This is a genomic window from Rugamonas rubra, assembly GCF_900114705.1.
GTDB lineage: Bacteria > Pseudomonadota > Gammaproteobacteria > Burkholderiales > Burkholderiaceae_D > Rugamonas > Rugamonas rubra.
In genome coordinates this window covers 257,884-276,506 of record NZ_FOTW01000005.1, presented here as the reverse complement: position 1 = coordinate 276,506, position 18,623 = coordinate 257,884, and the positions used below count along the sequence as shown (strand labels likewise).

18 protein-coding genes are annotated in these 18,623 nt (G+C 64.8%); 11 read left to right on the top strand and 7 right to left on the bottom strand.

What is annotated here, in order from left to right:
* Window positions 1-13 precede the first annotated feature (13 nt).
* Window positions 14-358, bottom strand: a complete 345-nt coding sequence (gene fliE / locus BM252_RS03755; protein WP_093383844.1) for a flagellar hook-basal body complex protein FliE — start codon at window positions 356-358, stop codon at window positions 14-16.
* A 609-nt stretch (window positions 359-967) separates the two neighbouring features.
* Here fliE and BM252_RS03750 point away from each other — a divergent pair.
* The 7 genes from BM252_RS03750 to BM252_RS03720 are packed head-to-tail and all read left to right on the top strand — an operon-like array spanning window position 968 to window position 7,306.
* Window positions 968-1,855 (top strand): FliM/FliN family flagellar motor switch protein, encoded by an 888-nt coding sequence (locus tag BM252_RS03750; protein WP_139236272.1) that lies wholly within the window; start codon window positions 968-970, stop codon window positions 1,853-1,855.
* 4 nt (window positions 1,856-1,859) lie between these two features.
* Window positions 1,860-2,231 carry a FliM/FliN family flagellar motor switch protein gene (locus tag BM252_RS03745; RefSeq protein ID WP_425442254.1) on the top strand — a complete coding sequence of 124 codons (372 nt, stop codon included), beginning with the start codon at window positions 1,860-1,862 and terminating at the stop codon, window positions 2,229-2,231.
* Window positions 2,228-3,013, top strand: coding sequence for a flagellar type III secretion system pore protein FliP (gene fliP, locus BM252_RS03740; protein WP_093383835.1), 786 nt, complete (start codon window positions 2,228-2,230; stop codon window positions 3,011-3,013). The genes BM252_RS03745 and fliP overlap by 4 nt, the downstream gene beginning before the upstream one ends.
* A complete protein-coding gene (locus BM252_RS03735) occupies window positions 3,013-3,285 on the top strand; it encodes a flagellar biosynthetic protein FliQ (protein ID WP_093383832.1) in 273 nt (90 codons plus the stop codon). The genes fliP and BM252_RS03735 overlap by 1 nt, the downstream gene beginning before the upstream one ends.
* A gap of 19 nt (window positions 3,286-3,304) precedes the next feature.
* Window positions 3,305-4,093, top strand: a complete 789-nt coding sequence (gene fliR, locus BM252_RS03730; protein ID WP_093383829.1) for a flagellar biosynthetic protein FliR — start codon at window positions 3,305-3,307, stop codon at window positions 4,091-4,093.
* The gene (locus BM252_RS03725) at window positions 4,086-5,222 is read left to right on the top strand and encodes an EscU/YscU/HrcU family type III secretion system export apparatus switch protein (RefSeq protein ID WP_093383826.1); all 1,137 of its coding nucleotides are present in this window, start codon (window positions 4,086-4,088) and stop codon (window positions 5,220-5,222) included. The genes fliR and BM252_RS03725 overlap by 8 nt, the downstream gene beginning before the upstream one ends.
* The gene (locus BM252_RS03720) at window positions 5,219-7,306 is read left to right on the top strand and encodes a flagellar biosynthesis protein FlhA (protein ID WP_093383823.1); all 2,088 of its coding nucleotides are present in this window, start codon (window positions 5,219-5,221) and stop codon (window positions 7,304-7,306) included. The genes BM252_RS03725 and BM252_RS03720 overlap by 4 nt, the downstream gene beginning before the upstream one ends.
* Before the next feature lie 84 nt (window positions 7,307-7,390).
* Here BM252_RS03720 and BM252_RS03715 read toward each other — a convergent pair whose 3' ends face one another.
* From BM252_RS03715 to BM252_RS03705, 3 genes are all read right to left on the bottom strand, one after another.
* Complete coding sequence (locus BM252_RS03715; RefSeq protein ID WP_093383820.1) at window positions 7,391-8,302, bottom strand: hypothetical protein; 912 nt, start codon at window positions 8,300-8,302, stop codon at window positions 7,391-7,393.
* Between the two features lie 100 nt (window positions 8,303-8,402).
* On the bottom strand, window positions 8,403-9,305 hold the full coding sequence (locus tag BM252_RS03710) for a flagellin N-terminal helical domain-containing protein (protein WP_093383817.1): 903 nt from the start codon (window positions 9,303-9,305) through the stop codon (window positions 8,403-8,405).
* A gap of 302 nt (window positions 9,306-9,607) precedes the next feature.
* A complete protein-coding gene (locus BM252_RS03705) occupies window positions 9,608-11,236 on the bottom strand; it encodes an electron transfer flavoprotein-ubiquinone oxidoreductase (RefSeq protein WP_093383814.1) in 1,629 nt (542 codons plus the stop codon).
* Between the two features lie 264 nt (window positions 11,237-11,500).
* Here BM252_RS03705 and BM252_RS03700 point away from each other — a divergent pair, with 264 nt between their 5' ends.
* On the top strand, window positions 11,501-12,277 hold the full coding sequence (locus BM252_RS03700; protein WP_093383811.1) for an SDR family oxidoreductase: 777 nt from the start codon (window positions 11,501-11,503) through the stop codon (window positions 12,275-12,277).
* Window positions 12,278-12,368: 91 nt separating this feature from the next.
* On the opposite strand, the gene BM252_RS03695 is transcribed toward BM252_RS03700, so the two are convergent.
* Window positions 12,369-12,932, bottom strand: a complete 564-nt coding sequence (locus tag BM252_RS03695; protein ID WP_093383808.1) for a LuxR C-terminal-related transcriptional regulator — start codon at window positions 12,930-12,932, stop codon at window positions 12,369-12,371.
* Window positions 12,933-13,083: 151 nt separating this feature from the next.
* Between BM252_RS03695 and BM252_RS03690 the strand changes: the two genes are divergently transcribed.
* From BM252_RS03690 to BM252_RS03680, 3 genes are all read left to right on the top strand, one after another.
* Window positions 13,084-13,785, top strand: coding sequence for a CoA transferase subunit A (locus tag BM252_RS03690; RefSeq protein ID WP_093383805.1), 702 nt, complete (start codon window positions 13,084-13,086; stop codon window positions 13,783-13,785).
* 39 nt (window positions 13,786-13,824) lie between these two features.
* Window positions 13,825-14,475: a CoA transferase subunit B gene (locus tag BM252_RS03685; protein ID WP_093383802.1), complete on the top strand. Its 651-nt coding sequence runs from the start codon at window positions 13,825-13,827 to the stop codon at window positions 14,473-14,475.
* 172 nt (window positions 14,476-14,647) lie between these two features.
* Window positions 14,648-16,219 carry an oleate hydratase gene (locus BM252_RS03680; protein ID WP_093383798.1) on the top strand — a complete coding sequence of 524 codons (1,572 nt, stop codon included), beginning with the start codon at window positions 14,648-14,650 and terminating at the stop codon, window positions 16,217-16,219.
* A gap of 69 nt (window positions 16,220-16,288) precedes the next feature.
* Here BM252_RS03680 and BM252_RS03675 read toward each other — a convergent pair whose 3' ends face one another.
* Entirely contained in the window at window positions 16,289-17,596 is a 1,308-nt protein-coding gene (locus BM252_RS03675) for a dicarboxylate/amino acid:cation symporter (protein ID WP_093383795.1), read from the bottom strand.
* 215 nt (window positions 17,597-17,811) lie between these two features.
* Window positions 17,812-18,618 carry a 3-hydroxybutyrate dehydrogenase gene (locus BM252_RS03670; RefSeq protein WP_093383792.1) on the bottom strand — a complete coding sequence of 269 codons (807 nt, stop codon included), beginning with the start codon at window positions 18,616-18,618 and terminating at the stop codon, window positions 17,812-17,814.
* Window positions 18,619-18,623 lie beyond the last annotated feature (5 nt).

Sequence of the window (18,623 nt, the reverse complement as noted above, 5' to 3'; positions counted from 1 at the left end):
CTTTCGCGAAGACTTACAGCGGAAGTTTGATGAGTTCGTCGACCGCGCCCATCACTTTGTTGCGTACTTGCATCAACATCGAGAAGGACAGGTTGGCCTCCTGGCTGGCCAGCATGGCGCCGACCAGGTCCTCGCTCTTGCCACTGTCGACGTCGGCCATGCGCTGGCCGGCCACGCGGTCGTCCTCGTTGACCCTGCCGATGGCCTGTTTCATCGAGTCGGCGAACGAGCTCGCCGGGGCGGCGCCGGCGCCGGCGAACTGGGCGGCGGCGGCGATGCTGTCGCCGGCCAGGTTGTGCGCTGCGTTGCTGAGGGAGGCGAGATCCGCCTGAATCAGGGTTGCGATACCATTGCTCATGTTGCCACCTCCACTTTCTCTTGCAACGTTGGTCATAACTGCTGGTCCTGCGCAGACCCGGCGCCCGGCACTGCCGGCCGTGCCGCGGGTCCGCTCTGCATATCGCCGTCCGGTAGGACAAGCGGTAGAGGCATGTCGGTCAAACCCTGACACGCTGTGGGCGCCTCGCTCCGGCCCGTGCATATCAATACCACGATTCCGCGCGTCCAGGGTTGCTCGAAAACCATACCCGCCGCCAGACAGTTTCTTTACAATCGAAACTGTTTTCTTTAAGCAAATATCGTTATAAATCATTCACTAAGCGCAGTTTGACAAAGTTGTTCTGCAGCGGCCAGACCTGCGCTATGATACGAGGAAGCTTACTGCCTAGCAACTTTCTTGTAAAGGTCTATTTGGCCGTTCCATTATTGTTTTATGGCAAATAAAATATTGTTGCGTGGCAATAATGTGAATTATGATGTATCCTGTGCTACCGAGATCGTCCTACTTTAAGATACGATACGGTAAGCAGCCGAATTTCCTGAGAATCGAGGCCGCTGCGGTCGCCGCCAGCGGCGGCGAGCACGGGTCTTGGAAGCAGGCACCAGTATGTTTCGACATGACCACGACATGACTACCATAAAACCGACCGCGCAACACCAAGTGCTCGATCCCTGCTTGCTGGGGCGGCCTGTGCACTTGTTGCACATCTTCGCGGCCCAGCTGCGCGACGACCTGGCCCAGGCGATGCGCCTGAACATGAGCCGGCGCTACTGGGGGGGCTTCCAGGTCGACGATGTCGTCTTCGGCCGCCTCGAGGGCGGCGAACAGATCGGCCGCTGGCTCAGTTTCGCCGCGCCGTCCGGCAACATCGGCTTCTCGCTGGAACGCAAGGTCCTGCTCAGCGTGCTGAACTTCCGCTACGGCCGCAACAAGAACGACAGCAAGGTCGAGGGCAACAGCGCCGCCGCCGCCGTCGACGAGAGCGCGGTGCGCGTCACCGCCACCGAGGAACGCCTCGCTGTGGTGTTGGGGCAACAGTTGGCCGGTACCCTGGCCGGCCGCATCGAGCTCAACCTGCCGGCCATCGACAAGGCGGCGCCGGCCGAGGGCGACGAGTTCAAGCCGGCCGCCGGCGCCCACCCGCCGAAGGGCACCTGGATCGTCACCGTCACCGTCAGCGACGTCGACAGCGGCGCCACCGGCCGCTTCTGGTTCTCGCTCGACAAGGCGCTGATGGCCAGCGTGCTGCGCGGCCTGATGCCGGCGCGCGAACTGAACAAGAAGGGCGGCAAGAACCAGGGCCCGCTGGCGCAGCGTTTGCAGGTCGGCCTGCACGGCCGCCTGGTCAGCAAGGAGGTGCCGCTGGGCAGCCTGTTCGACCTGCGGGTCGGCGACATCATCCCGGTCAGCCTGCACCGCGCCGACGTGCTGCTCGACGACTCGCGCCTGTTCACGGCGGCCGTGACCGAGCACAAGGGCAAACTCTGTTTAACCTCTTTTGAAGATGTCGAATAACATGATGAACATGAATGCAAGCGGTACCAGCGACGCCCTGTTGGAAGATTTGTCCGAGGAAATGATCATCGACCAGGTCGGCGCCGAGCTGCCCGAGCCGGTCGAGCCCAAGCCGCGCCGCGACCTGCCGCAGATGATGCGCAAGATTCCGGTGACCTTGACGCTGGAGGTGGGCTCGGCCCGCATCTCGCTGCAGGACCTGATGGCGATCGGCCCCGACAGCGTCGTCGAGCTCGACGTGCAGGCCGGCGAGCCGCTGATCATCAAGGTCAACGGCACCGCCATCGGCCGCGCCGAGGTCGTCGTCGCCGGCGAGAACTATGGATTGAAGGTGATCGACCTGGACGGTCTCAACCTCGACATGATGACCCCATGACGCACGGTGTGACCCCCGCGGCGGGCTGGCGGCGTGCGCTGCCGACCGCGCTGGGCTGCGGACTGTTGCTGCTGTTGCTGCTGAGCTTGGCGCCGCGCACGGCCGGCGCGGTCGACCTGCTCGGCGAGGTGGTGCCCGGCGCCAAGACGGACCTGACCGTCAAGACGCAGATCCTGATCATCATGACCCTGCTGGGTCTGTTGCCGGTGATGGTCATGATGATGACCAGCTTCACCCGCTTCGTCATCGTGCTGTCGCTGCTGCGCCAGGCGCTCGGCCTGCAGCAGGGCCTGCCCAACCGCATCATCACCGGCATCGCCCTGATCCTCACCCTGCTGGTGATGCGGCCGATCGGCGAGCAGATCTGGCGCGACGCCTTCGTGCCCTACGACAAGGACCAGATCGGCCTGCAGGACGCCCTGCGCATCGCCGAGAAGCCGATCTCGCGCTTCATGCTGGCGCAAACCAGCAAGGCGGCGCTGCAGCAGATCGCCCACCTGGCCGGCGAGGACAAGATCAGCACCCCGGCCGAGCACGCCTTCACCGTCAAGCTGGCCGCCTTCGTGCTGTCCGAGCTCAAGACCGCCTTCCAGATCGGTTGCATGCTGTTCATCCCCTTCCTGGTCATCGACCTGGTGGTGTCGTCGGTGCTGATGGCGATGGGCATGATGATGCTGTCGCCGCTGGTCATTTCGCTGCCGTTCAAGCTGTTGCTGTTCGTGCTGGTCGACGGCTGGACCCTGACCGTCAATACGCTCGTCACGAGCATACAGGCCTACTGATGCTGACCCCCGAAGTTGCCGTCGACCTCGTCGTCGAATCGCTGCACATCGTCATGCTGCTGGTGGTGCTGCTGGTGGTGCCCGGCCTGATCACCGGCCTGGTGGTGGCGCTGGTGCAGGCCGCCACGCAGATCAACGAGCAGACGCTGAGCTTCCTGCCGCGCCTGCTGGTGACCTTGCTGGCGATCATCGTGATGGGCCGCTGGATGGCCGGCTACCTGATGGACTTCTGCGTCTCCATCTTCACCCGCGCCGGCTCCCTGGTCGGCTAGCCGGCCCGCAATCCGCCCCATGGAGACCGTGTTCAGCCAGTTGCTGCCGATGTTGACCGCGTTGTGGTGGCCGTTTTGCCGCTGCATGGCGCTGCTGTCGGCCGCCCCGGTGATCGGCGAGTCGGCCACCCCGGTGACGGTGCGCATCCTGGTCTCGCTGGTGCTGGCCGTGGTGCTGCTGCCGCTGACCGGCGCCGGCCCGGCCCACACCATCGACCCGATCTCGCTGCAGGGCGTGCTGGCCACCGTCGAGCAGGCCCTGCTCGGTTTCGTGCTCGGCCTGGCCTTCCACTTCAGCATGGCGGTGATCGGCGTGCTCGGCTTCATGGTGTCGTCGCAGATGGGCCTGTCGATGGCGGTGATGAACGATCCGATGAACGGCCAGTCGTCCGACGTCGTCTCGGCCCTGTTGTCGGCGCTGGCCATCATCGTCTTCTTCGCCATCGACGGCCACCTGGTGCTCACCTCGGTGCTGGCGCACAGCTTCAAGGCCTGGCCGCTGGGCCAGGGCTACGGCCCGCTGCTGCTGCAGACGGTGGCCTACAACGTCGCCTGGATCTTCTCGGCGGCGATGCTGCTGGCCATCCCGGTGGTGTTCTCGACCCTGGTGGTGCAGCTCGGCTTCGGCTTCCTCAACCGCGTCGCGCCCAGCCTGAACCTGTTCGCCCTGGGCTTCTCGGTGATCACCATCTTCGGCCTGCTGATGCTGTCGCAGTTGGTGCGCTTCATCCCCGCGCACTACACCATGATGACCGACCGCGTGCTGGAGATGATCCAGGCGCAGATGGCGGCGGCCGGCCATGGCTGAGTCGACCGGCGACAAGACAGAAAAGGCCTCGGCGCAGAAACTCAAGAAGTCGCGCCAGGAAGGGCAGGTGGTGCGCTCGCGCGACCTGTCGACGGCGATCGGCATCCTGGTCAGCCTGAAGCTGTTCGTCTACCTGCTGCCGACCTATTACGGCGAGTTCCTCGAACTGTTCCACCAGGGCTTCGCGCCGCTGGCCAGCGAGGGCTCGTTGGACAACGCGCTGTCGATCGTCTTCTCCACCGCCATCTGGCTGCTGGTGAAGATGGTGGCGCCGCTGTTCGTGGTGCCCTTGTTCATCGTGCTCGGCGGGCTGGTGCCGGGCGGCTGGGTGGCCAGCACCAAGAACTGGTCGTTCAAGATGGAGCGGCTGAGTCCGGCCACCAACCTGGGCCGCCTGTTCTCCGCCAAGCACGGCTTCGACTTCCTGATCTCGCTCGGCAAGGCCGGCGTGCTGATCTGGGTGCTGACCCACGTCGCCCGCTCCACCGTGCGCGACTACACCCAGCTGCAGCACATGCCGCTGGGCCAGGCCATGATGAGCGGCTCGAACCTGATGCTCGACGGCCTGATGTCGCTGTGCTCGGTGTTCGTCATCTTCGCCGTCATCGACGTGCCGGCCCAGGCCTACTTCTTCGCCAAGCAGCAGCGCATGAGCAAGCAGGACATGAAGGAGGAGCACAAGAGCAACGAGGGCCGGCCCGAGGTGAAGAACCGCATCCGCCAGCTGCAGCGGCAGATGGCCAAGCGCAGCGCGCGCAAGACCGTGCCCACGGCCGATGTCGTCATCGTCAACCCGGAGCACTACGCCGTCGCCCTCAAGTACGACGAGGGCCGCGCCGAGGCGCCCTACGTGGTGGCCAAGGGCGTCGACGAGATGGCCCTGTACATCCGCCAGCTGGCCGCCGAGTTCAACATCGAGGTGCTGCCGCTGCCGCCGCTGGCGCGCGCCATCTACAACACCAGCCAGGTCAACCAGCAGATCCCGGTGCAGTTGTACCAGGCCGTCTCGCAGGTGCTGAACTACGTGCTGCAACTGCAAGCTTTCCGTACTGGGCGGCGCGCCGTCCAGCCACCATTCCCCAACGAGGTGGTCATTCCACCGTCCATGAGTGAGGTTTCGCCGTCATGAATTTCCTGAACCGGATGATCGCAGAGCTGCGTCGCCACAAGTTCGCCACACCCGCCTTCCTGCTGGTGATCTTGGCGATGATCATCCTGCCGCTGCCGCCCGTCCTGCTCGACGTGATGTTCACCTTCAACATCGTGCTGGCCCTGATCGTCATCCTGGTCAGCGTCTCGGCCAAGCGGCCGCTCGACTTCTCGGTGTTCCCGACGGTGATCCTGGCCACCACCATGATGCGCCTGACCCTGAACGTCGCCTCGACCCGGGTGGTGCTGCTGCACGGCCACGAGGGCACCGCCGCGGCCGGCCAGGTGATCGAGGCCTTCGGCAAGGTCGTCATCGGCGGCAACTTCGTCGTCGGTATCGTGGTCTTCGTGATCCTGATGATCATCAATTTCGCCGTCGTCACCAAGGGTGCCGAACGGATCTCCGAGGTGTCGGCCCGCTTCACGCTGGACGCGCTGCCGGGCAAGCAGATGGCCATCGACGCCGACCTCAACGCCGGCCTGATCAACCAGGAAAAGGCCCAGGCGCGCCGTCTCGACGTCGCCGCCGAGGCCGACTTCTACGGCGCCATGGACGGCGCCTCCAAGTTCGTCCGTGGCGACGCCGTCGCCAGCATCCTGATCCTGATCATCAACATGGTCGGCGGCGTCGCCATCGGCTCGCTGATGCAGGACATGAGCTTCGGCGAGGCCTTCCGCCAGTACGCCCTGCTGACCATCGGTGACGGCCTGGTGGCGCAGATCCCGGCGTTGCTGCTGTCGGCCGCCGCCGCCATCCTGGTAACCCGCATCTCCGACTCGGGCGACTTCGAGCAGCAGGTCGGCAGCCAGCTGCTGGCCTCGCCGCCGGTGATCCTCAGCGCCGCCGGCATGATGCTGGTGCTGGCCATGGTGCCGGGCATGCCGTGGATGATGTTCACCGGCTTCGCCGGCGTGCTCGGCTTCGTCGGCTGGAAGCTCAGCCAGCACGTCAAGGCGCCCGACAACGACAACCTGGCCGCCATCGAGGCGGCGCTGCGCGAGGAGCGCGCGCCCGAGCTGGAATGGCAGAGCCTGCCTGCGGTGGCGCCGCTGCAGGTGGCCTTGGGCTACAAGCTGGTCGGCATGATCGACAAGGCCCAGGGCGAGCCGCTGTCCAAGCGTATCAAGGGCCTGCGCCAGAGCCTGTCCGAGGCGATGGGCCTGCTGCTGCCGCCGATCGCCGTGCGCGACGACCTCGGCCTGAAACCCTCGCAGTACGCGGTGATGCTGTCTGGCACCACGGTGGCCTCGGCCGAGGTGTTCCCCGAGCGCCTGATGGCGATCCCCTCGCACAACGTCTACGGCCAGATCGACGGCATCCCCGGCATCGAGCCGGCCTACGGCATGCCGGTCACCTGGATCGAGCCGGGCGAGAAGGCCAACGCGCTCGGCCTGGGCTACCAGGTGGTCGAGGCGCCGAGCGCCATCGCCACCCACCTGTCCAAGCTGATCCGCGAGTACCTGCCCGAGCTGTTCCGCCACGAGGACGTGGCGGCCCTGCTCGAGCGGCTGGCGGCGTTGTCGCCCAAGCTGTCGGGCGCGCTCGACAAGGCGCTCACCCACACCCAGTTGCTGCGGGTGTTCCGCGTGCTGCTGGCCGAGAACGTCTCGCTGAAGGACATCGTGCCGATCGCCACCACCCTGCTCGACAGCTCGGAGACCACCAAGGACCCGATCCTGCTGGCCGCCGAGGTGCGCTGCGCGCTGCGCCGGCAGATCGTCTCCAGCCTGTTCGGGCAGAAGCCGGAGATGCAGGCCTTCAACCTGGGCGGCGACCTGGAGAATATGCTGCTCGGTTCGCTGAACCAGGCGCGGCAGAGCGGCAAGGTGGTGCTCGACAACTATCCGATCGACCCGCACCTGCTGGCCCAGCTGCAGGTCAACATGCCGGTGGCGCGCGAGCAGATGAAGCAGCAGGCCACGCCGCCGCTGCTGCTGGTGCTGCCGCAGATCCGACCTCTGCTGGCGCGCTACGCCCGCCTGTTCGCGCCCGGCCTGCACGTGCTGTCCTACAACGAGATCCCGGAGAACCGCGAGGTCAGTATCATCGGCACGGTCGGCTAGCGCCGGCTTGGGGGAATGAAAAATGGCGCCGGGTGGCGCCATTTTGTTGTTGGGCGGCGCGTGGGGCGCCCGCCGGGGCCGCCCTCAGGCCGTTTCGGAGAACAGGTCGTCCGGCGGCAGCGGCTGCGACAGCAGCACGGCCACTTCGGCCATGGCCTTGAACATCGCCTTGGTCAGCGTGGCGATCTGTTCGCGGGTGGGCAGGGAGGCCCCCTGGGCGTTGGGCGCCAGTTCGCGCAGCAGGCGGCAGCGCAGGATGGTCAGGCCGGAGCGGCTGACCGTCGAGGCCAGCAGAGGCAGCATCTCGCGCATGTGCTGCATCGCCGAGCTTTGCTGCGCGCCCACCTCCAGCACCACGCCGCTGCCGGCCGGCTCCATCTGGATCACCACCCGGCCCACGCCCGGCAGCATCAACTCCAGCCGCAGCGCGACGCGGCGCCGGCGGCGCCGCGATTGCTCGCTGTCGCCGTCCTTGGCGACCACCCGCAGTACCAGTTTTTCCGCGCCCCAGGCGTAGACGGCGAAGCGCCAGGGCTCCATCTCGGTGACCAGCGGCAGGCCGGGGCGGCCCTCGCGCATCGAGTTCGGGGTGTGGTCGGCCATGAACAGGCTGGCCGGCACGTGCTGGCCGGCGGCCTGTTGCAGCAGCGCGTCGCGTTGGGCGCCGTAGGTGCGCACCATGACGAACCACGAGGCCGCCATGGCGTTGGTGTCGGGCGGCTGCCACACCAGCTGGCGCGACATGAACAATTGGTTGGGGCGCATCGCCGCCGGGTCGTTGGCGCCGAGCTTGTCGCTGAACAGGGCGTCCATACCGGCCTGGGCCCGGGGCAGGGGGCGGCCGTCGCCGCCGTCGTGCGGCAGGTCGGCCAGCGGCGCGAGCGGATAGACGCCGTCCTCGCCCAAGGCGGGCGCCGGCGCCGGGCCGGTGTGTTGCGACTGCCGCTCGAGCGGGCCGAGCGGGGCGGTGGTGGGTCCTATGCGGTCGAATGCCATCGTGTTTTCTCACGTCTTGCTGGGCAAAAAAAAAAGCCAACCGGGTCTCCGGTTGGCTCCTGGTGTTCCCGCCTGTCGCCAGCGCAGGAAGACGCTACGATTATTGCAGCAGGGACATAACCAGCGACGAGGTGCTGTTGCTTTGCTTCAGCATCGCGGTGCCGGCTTGCAGCAGCATCTGGTTCGAGGTCATGCTCGACGACTCAGCGGCGAAGTCGGTGTCCATGATGCGGCCGGTTGCGGCCTTGGTGTTGGTCGAAATGTTCGACAAGTTGTTGTAGACGTGGTCCAGACGGTTGGCGGCGGCGCCCAGTGCCGAACGTACCTTGCCGACCGATTCGATGGCTTTTTGCAACTTGTCGATCGCGCCGTTGGCGGCGGTGGTGGTGGTGATGTCGCTGCCGGCGGCAGCAATTGGTACACCGCTGTCGTCGTAGCCTCCAGCGCCGCCTTTCAGGTCGGTGTGCATGGTGGCGAGTTCGGTGCCGGTGGCCAGATCGACGGTCATGGTTTCATCCGACGATGCGCCGATTTGGAACTTGATTGCGGCGGTCAACGTACCAACGGTGCCGGTGGCGGTGGCGGTGCCGCGCAACAGCGATTGGCCACCGAAGGAGGTGTTGTTAACGATATTGCTCAGCTCGCTGGTCAGCGCGTCGAATTCAGCTTGCAGTGCGACGCCATCCTTGGTGGTCGAGGTCGCATCGGCGCCTTGGGTCGCCAGATCCTTCATGCGGACCAGAATGTTGGTGGTTTCATCGAGCGCGCCTTCGGCGGTCTGCAGCATCGAGATACCGTTTTGGGTGTTGCGCATGGCCATGGCCATGCCGCTGGTCTGGGCTTTCAGACGGGTGGCGATCTGCAGGCCGGCGGCATCGTCCATTGCCGAGTTGACACGGAAGCCGGTGCTCAGGCGGGTCTGCGAAGTCGACAGGCTGGACTGGGTGCGGCCGATCGAGTTTTGTGCGGAAAGGGCAGCAGCGTTGGTGTGAAGGCTCAGCATGAAATAACTCCTGGTAGGGTGGGTTCAGTTCGGAGCAACGTTTTGATGCTCTCCCAAGTACAAGACGACCATTGAGGGGAGGACATTAAATGCTTTGTGGAAATTTTTGAAAATAAATTATTTCAGCCCTTAAAACGCGCGCCGGGCCCGCCGTTCGCGGCGTTTCCACCAGTGGATTATGGGCCGTTTCCGCCGTCCCGGCGCGGGAAAATACATGTCGAAAAGAAAAACAGCGCGGGGTGGGGCTCACCGCGCGCTGTTTTGTTGCTTTTCCGCCTAGTCCGGCCGGCGGGCCGGCGACCTTACATATTTGGATAGTTCGGCCCGCCGCCGCCCTCCGGTGTGATCCAGGCAATGTTCTGGGTCGGGTCCTTGATGTCGCAGGTCTTGCAGTGCACGCAGTTCTGCGCGTTGATCTGCAGGCGGTCGGCGCCCTCGTCGGTCTTGACGAACTCGTACACCCCGGCCGGACAGTAGCGCGCCTCCGGACCGGCGAACTGGGCCAGGTTGACGTCGACCGGCACGCTGGCGTTCTTCAAGGTCAGGTGGATAGGCTGGTCCTCGGCGTGGTTGGTGTTGGAGATGAACACCGACGACAGGCGGTCGAAGGTCAGCTTGCCGTCCGGTTTCGGATAGACGATCGGCTTGCACTGGGCCGCCGGCTTCAGGCACTCGTGGTCGGCGTAGCTGTGGCGCAGGGTCCACGGCGCCTTGCCGCGCAGGACCAACTGGTCGATGGCGGTCATCACGCTGCCCAGGTACAGGCCCTTGCTCAGCCAAGGCTTGACGTTGCGCGCCACGTGCAGCTCCTCGTGCAGCCAGGACTGCTCGAAGGCGGCCGGGAAGGCAGTCAACTCGTCGTGCTGGCGTTGCTCGCCGAGCGCGCCGAACACCGCCTCGGCGGCCAGCATGCCGCTCTTGATGGCGGCGTGGCTGCCCTTGATGCGGCTCATGTTGAGGAAGCCGGCGTCGCAGCCGATCAGCGCGCCGCCCGGGAACACCAGCTTCGGCAGCGACTGCAGGCCGCCGGCGGTGATGGCGCGGGCGCCGTAGGAGATGCGCTTGGCGCCCTCGAAGAAGCCGCGGATGGCCGGGTGGGTCTTGTAGCGCTGGAACTCCTCGTAGGGCGACAGATAGGGGTTCTCGTAGCTCAGGCCGACCACGTAGCCGACCATCACCTGGTTGTTTTCCAGGTGGTAGAGGAAGGAACCGCCGTAGGTCTTGCTGTCGAGCGGCCAGCCGGTGGTGTGCACCACCAGGCCGGGCTGGTGCTTGGCCGGGTCGATCTCCCATAGTTCCTTGATGCCGATGCCATAGGACTGCGGGTCCTTGCCCTTGTTCAAGTCGTACTTGGCCATCAACTGCTTGCCCAGGTGGCCGCGGGCGCCCTCGGCGAACAGGGTGTACTTGCCGTGCAGCTCCATGCCGATCTGGAAGTCGGGGCCGGGCTGGCCGTCGCGCTTGACGCCCATGTTGCCGGTGGCCACGCCCTTGACCGAGCCGTCGTCGTTGTACAGGATCTCGGCGGCGGCGAAGCCGGGGAACACCTCGACGCCCAGCGCCTCGGCCTGCTGGCCCAGCCAGCGCACCACGTTGCCCAGCGAGATCACGTAGTTGCCATGGTTCTCGAAGCAGGCCGGCAGGACGAAGTTCGGCGTCTTGTAGGCCTTGGTCTCGGTCAGGAACAGCACGCGGTCCTCGCTCACCTCGGTGTGCAGCGGCGCGCCCAGCTCCTTCCAGTTGGGGATCAGCTCGGTCAAGGCCTTCGGGTCCATCACCGCGCCCGACAGGATGTGCGCGCCCAGCTCGCCGCCTTTTTCCAGCACGACGACGGACACTTCCTGGCCCTTCTCGGCCGCCAACTGCTTGATCTTGATCGCCGCCGACAAGCCCGCAGGGCCGCCACCGACGATGACGACGTCGTATTCCATCGCGTCGCGCGGGCCGTACTGTTCAACTAGATTATTAGGCTGTGTCATGGTGTTTTTTTATAGTGGAGAGAAAATTTAAGCACGAGTGTGCTTCTTTTTGCTGCGGATTGCAACTTTGGCGCCATTTTGAGGGACATTATTAGATGCCGCAATCTAATACTGGCGATTTGTGTAATGATTGCGATTAGATAGCGCAGGTGCGTGCGCCGCGCGTCTACAATGGATCACCAGACAATCAGATCGTTCCAAGTAAGGGAGTAGCTCGTGGGTATAGAAGTCAATTTCGAGGGGAAAATCGCCCTCATCACCGGCGCCTCCAGCGGCTTGGGCGCGCGTTTCGCCAAGGTGCTGGCGCAGGCCGGCGCCCAAGTGGTGCTGGCCTCGCGCCGCACCGAGCGGCTCAAGGAGCTGCGCGCCGAGATCGAAGCGGACGGCGGCGCGGCCCATGTGGTCAGCCTGGACGTGACCGACTTCGCCAGCATCAAGTCGGCCATCGCCCACGCCGAGACGGAGGCCGGACCGATCGACATCCTGGTCAACAACTCCGGCGTGTCCAACACCCAGCGCCTGGTCGACGTCTCGCCGGAGGACTACGCCTTCGTCATGGACACCAATCTGCGCGGCGCCTTTTTCGTCGCCCAGCAGACCGCCAAGCGGATGATCGCGCGGGCCAAGGGCGACCCCAAAAAACAACACCGCATCATTAACATCGCTTCGGTGGCCGGCCTGCGCGTGCTGCCGCAGATCGGCGTCTACTGCATGAGCAAGGCCGGCGTGGTGCAGATGACCAAGGCCATGGCGGTCGAGTGGGGCAAGTACAACATCAACACCAACGCCATCTGCCCGGGCTACATTTCGACCGAGATCAACGAGGACTATTTCGCCAGCGAGCAGGGCCAGAAGCTGGTCGAGATGCTGCCGCGCAAGCGTGCCGGCAAGCCGGAGGACCTCGACGGCCTGCTCTTGCTGCTGGCCGGCGAGGACTCGCACTTCATCAACGGCGCCATCATCTCGGCCGACGACGGCATGCTGGCGATGTAAGGACGGGCCGCGCCCGACACCGGCGCGGCAGGGTATGGCAGGGTGGGGCCGCCGCAGCGCCGCGACAGCGCCGCGGCCTGGTCGAGGCGGCCTATTGCTGTTGCAGGCCAACCAGCTTGTGCACCAGTTCGGACGAGGTGGCGGCGGAGAATTTTCGCATCAGCTTGGCGCGGTGCATCTCCACCGTGCGCGGCGACAGGTCGATCTGCCGGGCGATGACCTTGCTGGTCTTGCCCTCGACCAGCAGGGCGGCGATCTCGCGCTCGCGCGGGGTCAGCTCGGCCGTCACCGGGCGCTTCTCGCTGACGTCCTCGAAGGTCCAGATGCCGGGCCCGAGCGGCTCGTTGAGCTTGAGCGCGTGGCCGCTGACGTGGCACCAGAACAGCTCCTGGTTGGCACGCCGCATGATGCGCTCGTCCGAATAGCGGCCGCGCGCGTTCATGATCGGGATGATGCGGTCGCCGGTGCGCAGGAACTCGTCGGCGGTGGGGTAGAGCACCTGGAAGGACAGGCCCTCGAGCATGCCGCGCGTGTAGCCGAACATCGCCGCCAGCGCCTCGTTGCAGGACTGGATGACGCGGTTCTCGGAAATGCACATGCCGACCGGCGCGTGCAGGAAAATGGTTTCGTAATCGATGGCTTGCGGTGCATTCATCTGGCGCGGTTTCAATTCTGGTCGAGGGAAAGAATGCAGGTAGTTCTACGGTATTGTGCTTTTGTTTTGTGTATTTTATGCTGAGACGTTGCGCTGCATGCGATATCAACAAAACAAAGCGACACAGCTTAACAAAAGATAAGGGACGCGTATGAACAAAGTGTATCCGGACGCCGCCTCAGCCCTGGCTGGCGTGGTCCAAAACGGTCAAACCATCGCCGTCGGCGGCTTCGGCCTGTGCGGCATCCCCGAGGCCCTGATCCTGGCGCTGCGCGATTCCGGCGTGACCGGGCTGACCGCCATCTCCAACAACGCCGGGGTCGACGGCTTCGGCCTCGGCCAGCTGCTCGAGACGCGCCAAATCAAGAAGATGATCGCCTCCTACGTCGGCGAGAACAAGGAGTTCGCCCGCCAATACCTGGCCGGCGAGCTTGAGCTCGAATTCACCCCGCAGGGCACCTTGGCGGAAAAACTGCGCGCCGGCGGCGCCGGCATCCCGGCCTTCTTCACCAAGACCGGCGTCGGCACCATCGTCGCCGACGGCAAGGAGATCCGCGAGTTCGACGGCGAGCAATACGTGATGGAACGCAGCCTGGTGGCCGACGTGTCGCTGGTCAAGGCCTGGAAGGCCGACAAGGCCGGCAACCTGGTGTTCCGCAAGACCGCGCGCAACTTCAACCCGAACGTGGCGATGGCCGGCAAGATCACCATCGCCGAGGTCGAGGAGCTGGTCGAGGTCGGCGAGATCGATCCCGACCAGGTCCACCTGCCGAGCATCTTCGTGCAGCGCATCGTGGTCAACGCCACGCCGGAAAAACGCATCGAGCAGCGCACCGTGCGCGCCGCCGCCTAAGCGCCCGGCACCCCAGAACAAAGAAAGACGGAGATTACTATGGCATGGACTCGTGACGAAATGGCCGCGCGCGCGGCGAAGGAATTGCAGGACGGATTTTATGTGAACCTGGGCATCGGCCTGCCCACCCTGGTGGCCAACTACGTGCCGCAGGACATCGAGGTGTTCCTGCAGTCGGAGAACGGCCTGCTGGGCATCGGCCCCTTCCCGACCGACGCCGAGGTCGACGCCGACCTGATCAACGCCGGCAAGCAGACCGTGACGGCCTTGCCCGGCTCGGCCTATTTCAGCTCGGCCGACTCCTTCGGCATGATCCGTGGCGGCAAGATCAACCTGGCCATCCTCGGCGCCATGCAGGTCTCCGAACAGGGCGACCTGGCCAACTGGATGATCCCCGGCAAAATGGTCAAGGGCATGGGCGGCGCCATGGACCTGGTGGCCGGCGTCAAGCGCGTCGTCGTGCTGATGGAGCACGTCGCCACCGCCAAGGACGGCTCGACCTCGCACAAGCTGCTGAAAAAATGCGACCTGCCGTTGACCGGCGTCGGCGTGGTCGACCTGATCATCACCGACCTCGGCGTGATCGAGGTGACGCCGCAGGGCCTCAAGCTGATCGAACTGGCGCCCGGCGTCAGCAAGGACGACGTCAAGGCCGCCACCGGCGCCGATCTGGACGTTTCCGCCGTATAACGCGGCGGCGGCACTGAACGGTACGCAACGGCACGCCCCTACGGCGTGCCGTTGCCGTTTACGCCGGCGCGCCAAGGCGCGGCACCGGCCGTTCCGCTCTGTGTGGTGTAGCGTACTGACTTGATGATATGTACAACATACAATCATTACAAGACATTCCACAGAGGACACAATGCATACCCCAATTAAAGCTTATCTGGTCGGAGGCGGCATCGGTTCGCTCGCCGCCGCCGCCTTCATGATCCGCGACGGCGGCGTCAGCGGCGCCGACATCACCATCTTCGAGGCCATGGCGATCGCCGGCGGCAGCCTCGACGGCGGCGGCAACCCCACCGACGGCTACACGCTGCGCGGCGGCCGCATGCTCACCACCGACAACTACGAATGCACCTGGGAATTGTTCAAGTCGATTCCCTCGCTCGAACATCCGGGCCGCAGCGTCTACGAGGAAACCATCGCCTTCAACGAGAAGCACGTGTCGCACTCGATGGCGCGGCTGGTCGACCGCAACCGCTTCAAGCTCGACGTCAAGTCGATGGGCTTCTCGATGACCGACCGCCTGGAGTTGCTGCGCCTGAGCGAGGCCAGCGAGGACGTGCTGGACGGCAGCGCCATCACCGACTGGCTGTCGCCGGCCTTCTTCGAGACCAAGTTCTGGTTCATGTGGGCCACCACCTTCGCCTTCCAACCCTGGCACAGCGCGGTGGAGTTCAAGCGCTATCTGCACCGTTTCATGATGGAGTTCTCGCGCATCGAAACGTTGGCCGGCGTCAAGCGCACCGTCTACAACCAGTACGACTCGCTGGTGCGGCCCCTGCAGCACTGGTTGCAGCAGCAGGGCGTGCGCGTGCTCACCGGCTGCAAGGTGGAGGACATCGAACTCAAGGAGCACGACGGCGTGACCATGGCGACGGCGCTGCAATGTGTGCGCGACGGCGCCAGCGAGCGCCTCGAGCTCGGCCCCGACGACCTGCTGTTCTTCCAAAACGGCTCGATGACCGACGCCGCCAGCTATGGCTCGATGAGCAGCGCGCCGCCCAAGCTCAGCAAGCGCGACAGCGGCGGCTGGACCCTGTGGGAAAAGCTGGCGGCGGGCCGGCCGCAGTTCGGCAATCCGGCCGCCTTCAATTCCAGCATCCCTGAATCGTGGTGGGAGTCGTTCACCGTGACCCTGCACGACAGCGCCTTCTTCGACCGCATGGAGAAGTTCAGCGGCAACAGCGCCGGCACCGGCGGCCTGGTCACCTTCAAGGATTCCAACTGGTTCATGTCGATCGTGCTGGCGCACCAGCCGCACTTCGCCGGCCAGCCGGAGGGCGTGCAAGTGTTCTGGGGTTACGCGCTGCATCCCGACCGTATCGGCAACTTCGTCGCCAAGCCGATGGCCGACTGCAGCGGCGAGGAGATCCTGCGCGAGCTGTGCGGCCATTTGAACTTCGACTACGAGGTGATGGCCAAGGCCAATTGCATTCCCTGCCGCATGCCCTACATCACCAGCATGTTCATGCCGCGCGTCAAGAGCGACCGGCCGCTGCCGGTGCCCGCCAACACCCGCAACCTGGCCTTCGTCAGCCAGTTCGTCGAGGTCGCCGACGACGTCGTCTTCACCGTCGAATACTCGGTGCGGGCGGCGCAGATGGCGGTCTACCAGCTGCTCAAGGTCGAACGCGAGGTGCCGCCGGTGCACGCCCACGACCACGCGCTAAAGGTCAAGTTCGACGCGCTGGTCAAAGCCTTCCAATAGGCGCTGCTTGCCAATAAAAAAATCCCCGCACATCGCTGTGCGGGGATTTTTTTTGCCGCTAGGGGCGGCTTAGGCGTGGTGGGCGCGGCTGATCGGGATCAGGTCGGGATCGGTCACGGTCGAGCCGGGGTTGGCCAGTTCGCGCTTCAGCGTGTCGTGGTTCAATTCCTTTTCCCAGCTCGATACCACCACCGTGGCCACACCGTTGCCGATGAAGTTGGTCAGGGCGCGGCATTCGCTCATGAAGCGGTCGATGCCGAGGATCAACGCCATGCCGGCCACCGGAATGGTCGGCACCACGGCCAAGGTTGCCGCCAGGGTGATGAAGCCGGCGCCGGTGATGCCGGAGGCGCCCTTCGAGGTCAGCATCGCCACGCCGAGGATGGTCAGCTCCTGGGTCAACGTCAGGTCGGTGTTGGTGGCCTGGGCGACGAACAGGGCGGCCATGGTCATGTAGATGTTGGTGCCGTCCAGGTTGAACGAGTAGCCGGTGGGAACCACCAGGCCGACCACCGATTTCGAGCAGCCGAGGCGCTCCAGCTTGGTCATCAGCGAGGGCAGGGCGCTTTCCGACGAGCTGGTGCCCAGCACGATCAGCAGTTCTTCCTTGATGTAGAGGATGAAGCGGCCGATCGAGAAGCCGGTGTACTTGCAGATGGCGCCGAGGACGATGAAGATGAACAGGGCGCAGGTCAGGTAGAAGGAACCCATCAGCGCCGCCAGCGGCTTCAGCGAGGCGATGCCGTACTTGCCGATGGTGAAGGCCATGGCACCGAAGGCGCCGACCGGGGCGGCCTTCATGATGATGGCGACGACGGCGAAGATGGCGGCCGACAAGTCGTCGATCAGCTTGGTGACCGGCTTGCCGCGCTCGCCGATCAGCGACAGGGCGAAGCCGAACAGGATGGCCACCAGCAGCACCTGCAGGATCTCGCCCTTGGCGAAGGCGTCGACCACGGTGTTGGGGATGATGTTCATGACGAAGTCGATGGTCGACTGGCCCTTGGCCTTGGCGGTGTACTCGGCGATCGACTTGGTGTCGAGCGTGGCCGGGTCGGCGTTGAAGCCGGCGCCCGGGCGCAGGATGTTGGCGACGAACAGGCCGATCACCAGCGCGAAGGTGGACACCACCTCGAAGTACAACAGGGCCTTGCCGCCGACGCGGCCGATTTTCTTGATGTCCTGCATGCCGGCGATGCCGGACACGACGGTGCAGAAGATCACCGGCGCGATGATCATCTTGATCAGTTTGATGAAGCCGTCGCCGAACGGCTTCATGGCCACCGCGTCCTTGGGGAAGAACTCCCCGAGCAGGATGCCGCAGGCGATGGCGAACAGCACCTGGATGTAGAGAATTTTGTAGAACGGCTTTTTCACGGAAGCTCCTCGGAAAGCGGTGGAATATTTGAGGAGTTCATGATGAGTCAAGCCGCCAGATATCACCATTGTGGTTAACCGCAAATCACGGATGGTGATATCTGCTCGTGGCGCACGGGCCACAGGCCGTGCAAGCCACAGGCAAAACCTAGGGTCAGACCCTCAGGGTCTGACCCTGGCTCTCTGCCTTAGGGTGGGTTAAGAGCCGACGGCGCCTACTGGGCGACCCAGCCGCCGTCCATGTTCCAGGCCACGCCGCGCACCTGTTTGGCGGCGTCGCTGCACAGGAACACCGCCAGCGCGCCCAGCTCCTCGGGCGTGACGAACTCGCCGGACGGTTGCTTGTCGGCCAGCAGCGCCTGCTTGGCGGCGTCGTTGCTGATGCCGTCCTTGCTGGCGCGCGCGTCGACCTGTTTTTGCACCAGCGGCGTCAGCACGAAGCCGGGGCAGATGGCGTTGACGGTGACGCCGGTGGTGGCCGTCTCCAGCGCGCCGACCTTGGTCAGGCCGATCAGACCGTGCTTGGCCGCCACATAGGCCGACTTCTGCGCCGAGCCGACCAGGCCGTGGGTCGAGGCCAGGTTGATGATGCGGCCCCAGTTCTTCGCCCGCATGCGCGGCAGCACCAGGCGCGACGTATGGAAGGCCGAGGTCAGGTTGATGGCGATGATGGCATCCCATTTTTCGGTGGGGAAATCCTCGATGTTGGCGACATATTGGATGCCGGCGTTGTTGACCAGCACGTCGACGCCGCCGAACTTGTCGTCGGCGAAGGCGATCATCGCCTCGATCTCGGCCGGCTTGGACATGTCGGCGTTGTGGTAGGCGGTCTGCACGCCGAACTCCTTGGCCACGTCGGCCTGCAGCTGCTCGATCTCGCCGGCGTCGCCGAAACCGTTGAAGACGATGTTGGCGCCGCTGCCGGCCAGCGCGCGCGCCATGCCCAGGCCGATGCCCGAGGTGGAGCCGGTGACCAGTGCCGTTTTGCCGCTCAAAAGCTTGCCTGCGTTAGTGCTTGCCATGGTTT

Bases quoted from the DNA above. Each gene is read 5' to 3' on its own strand.
- BM252_RS03680 (WP_093383798.1), top strand. From the start codon at position 14,648: ATGCATACCCCAATTAAAGCTTATCTGGTCGGAGGCGGCATCGGTTCG.
- BM252_RS03750 (WP_139236272.1), top strand. From the start codon at position 968: ATGACTACCATAAAACCGACCGCGCAACACCAAGTGCTCGATCCCTGC.
- fliE (WP_093383844.1), bottom strand. From the start codon at position 358: ATGAGCAATGGTATCGCAACCCTGATTCAGGCGGATCTCGCCTCCCTC.
- BM252_RS03690 (WP_093383805.1), top strand. From the start codon at position 13,084: ATGAACAAAGTGTATCCGGACGCCGCCTCAGCCCTGGCTGGCGTGGTC.
- BM252_RS03745 (WP_425442254.1), top strand. From the start codon at position 1,860: ATGAACATGAATGCAAGCGGTACCAGCGACGCCCTGTTGGAAGATTTG.
- BM252_RS03705 (WP_093383814.1), bottom strand. From the start codon at position 11,236: ATGGAATACGACGTCGTCATCGTCGGTGGCGGCCCTGCGGGCTTGTCG.
- BM252_RS03670 (WP_093383792.1), bottom strand. From the start codon at position 18,618: ATGGCAAGCACTAACGCAGGCAAGCTTTTGAGCGGCAAAACGGCACTG.
- BM252_RS03720 (WP_093383823.1), top strand. From the start codon at position 5,219: ATGAATTTCCTGAACCGGATGATCGCAGAGCTGCGTCGCCACAAGTTC.
- BM252_RS03695 (WP_093383808.1), bottom strand. From the start codon at position 12,932: ATGAATGCACCGCAAGCCATCGATTACGAAACCATTTTCCTGCACGCG.
- BM252_RS03710 (WP_093383817.1), bottom strand. From the start codon at position 9,305: ATGCTGAGCCTTCACACCAACGCTGCTGCCCTTTCCGCACAAAACTCG.
- fliP (WP_093383835.1), top strand. From the start codon at position 2,228: ATGACGCACGGTGTGACCCCCGCGGCGGGCTGGCGGCGTGCGCTGCCG.
- BM252_RS03685 (WP_093383802.1), top strand. From the start codon at position 13,825: ATGGCATGGACTCGTGACGAAATGGCCGCGCGCGCGGCGAAGGAATTG.
- BM252_RS03735 (WP_093383832.1), top strand. From the start codon at position 3,013: ATGCTGACCCCCGAAGTTGCCGTCGACCTCGTCGTCGAATCGCTGCAC.
- BM252_RS03725 (WP_093383826.1), top strand. From the start codon at position 4,086: ATGGCTGAGTCGACCGGCGACAAGACAGAAAAGGCCTCGGCGCAGAAA.
- fliR (WP_093383829.1), top strand. From the start codon at position 3,305: ATGGAGACCGTGTTCAGCCAGTTGCTGCCGATGTTGACCGCGTTGTGG.
- BM252_RS03715 (WP_093383820.1), bottom strand. From the start codon at position 8,302: ATGGCATTCGACCGCATAGGACCCACCACCGCCCCGCTCGGCCCGCTC.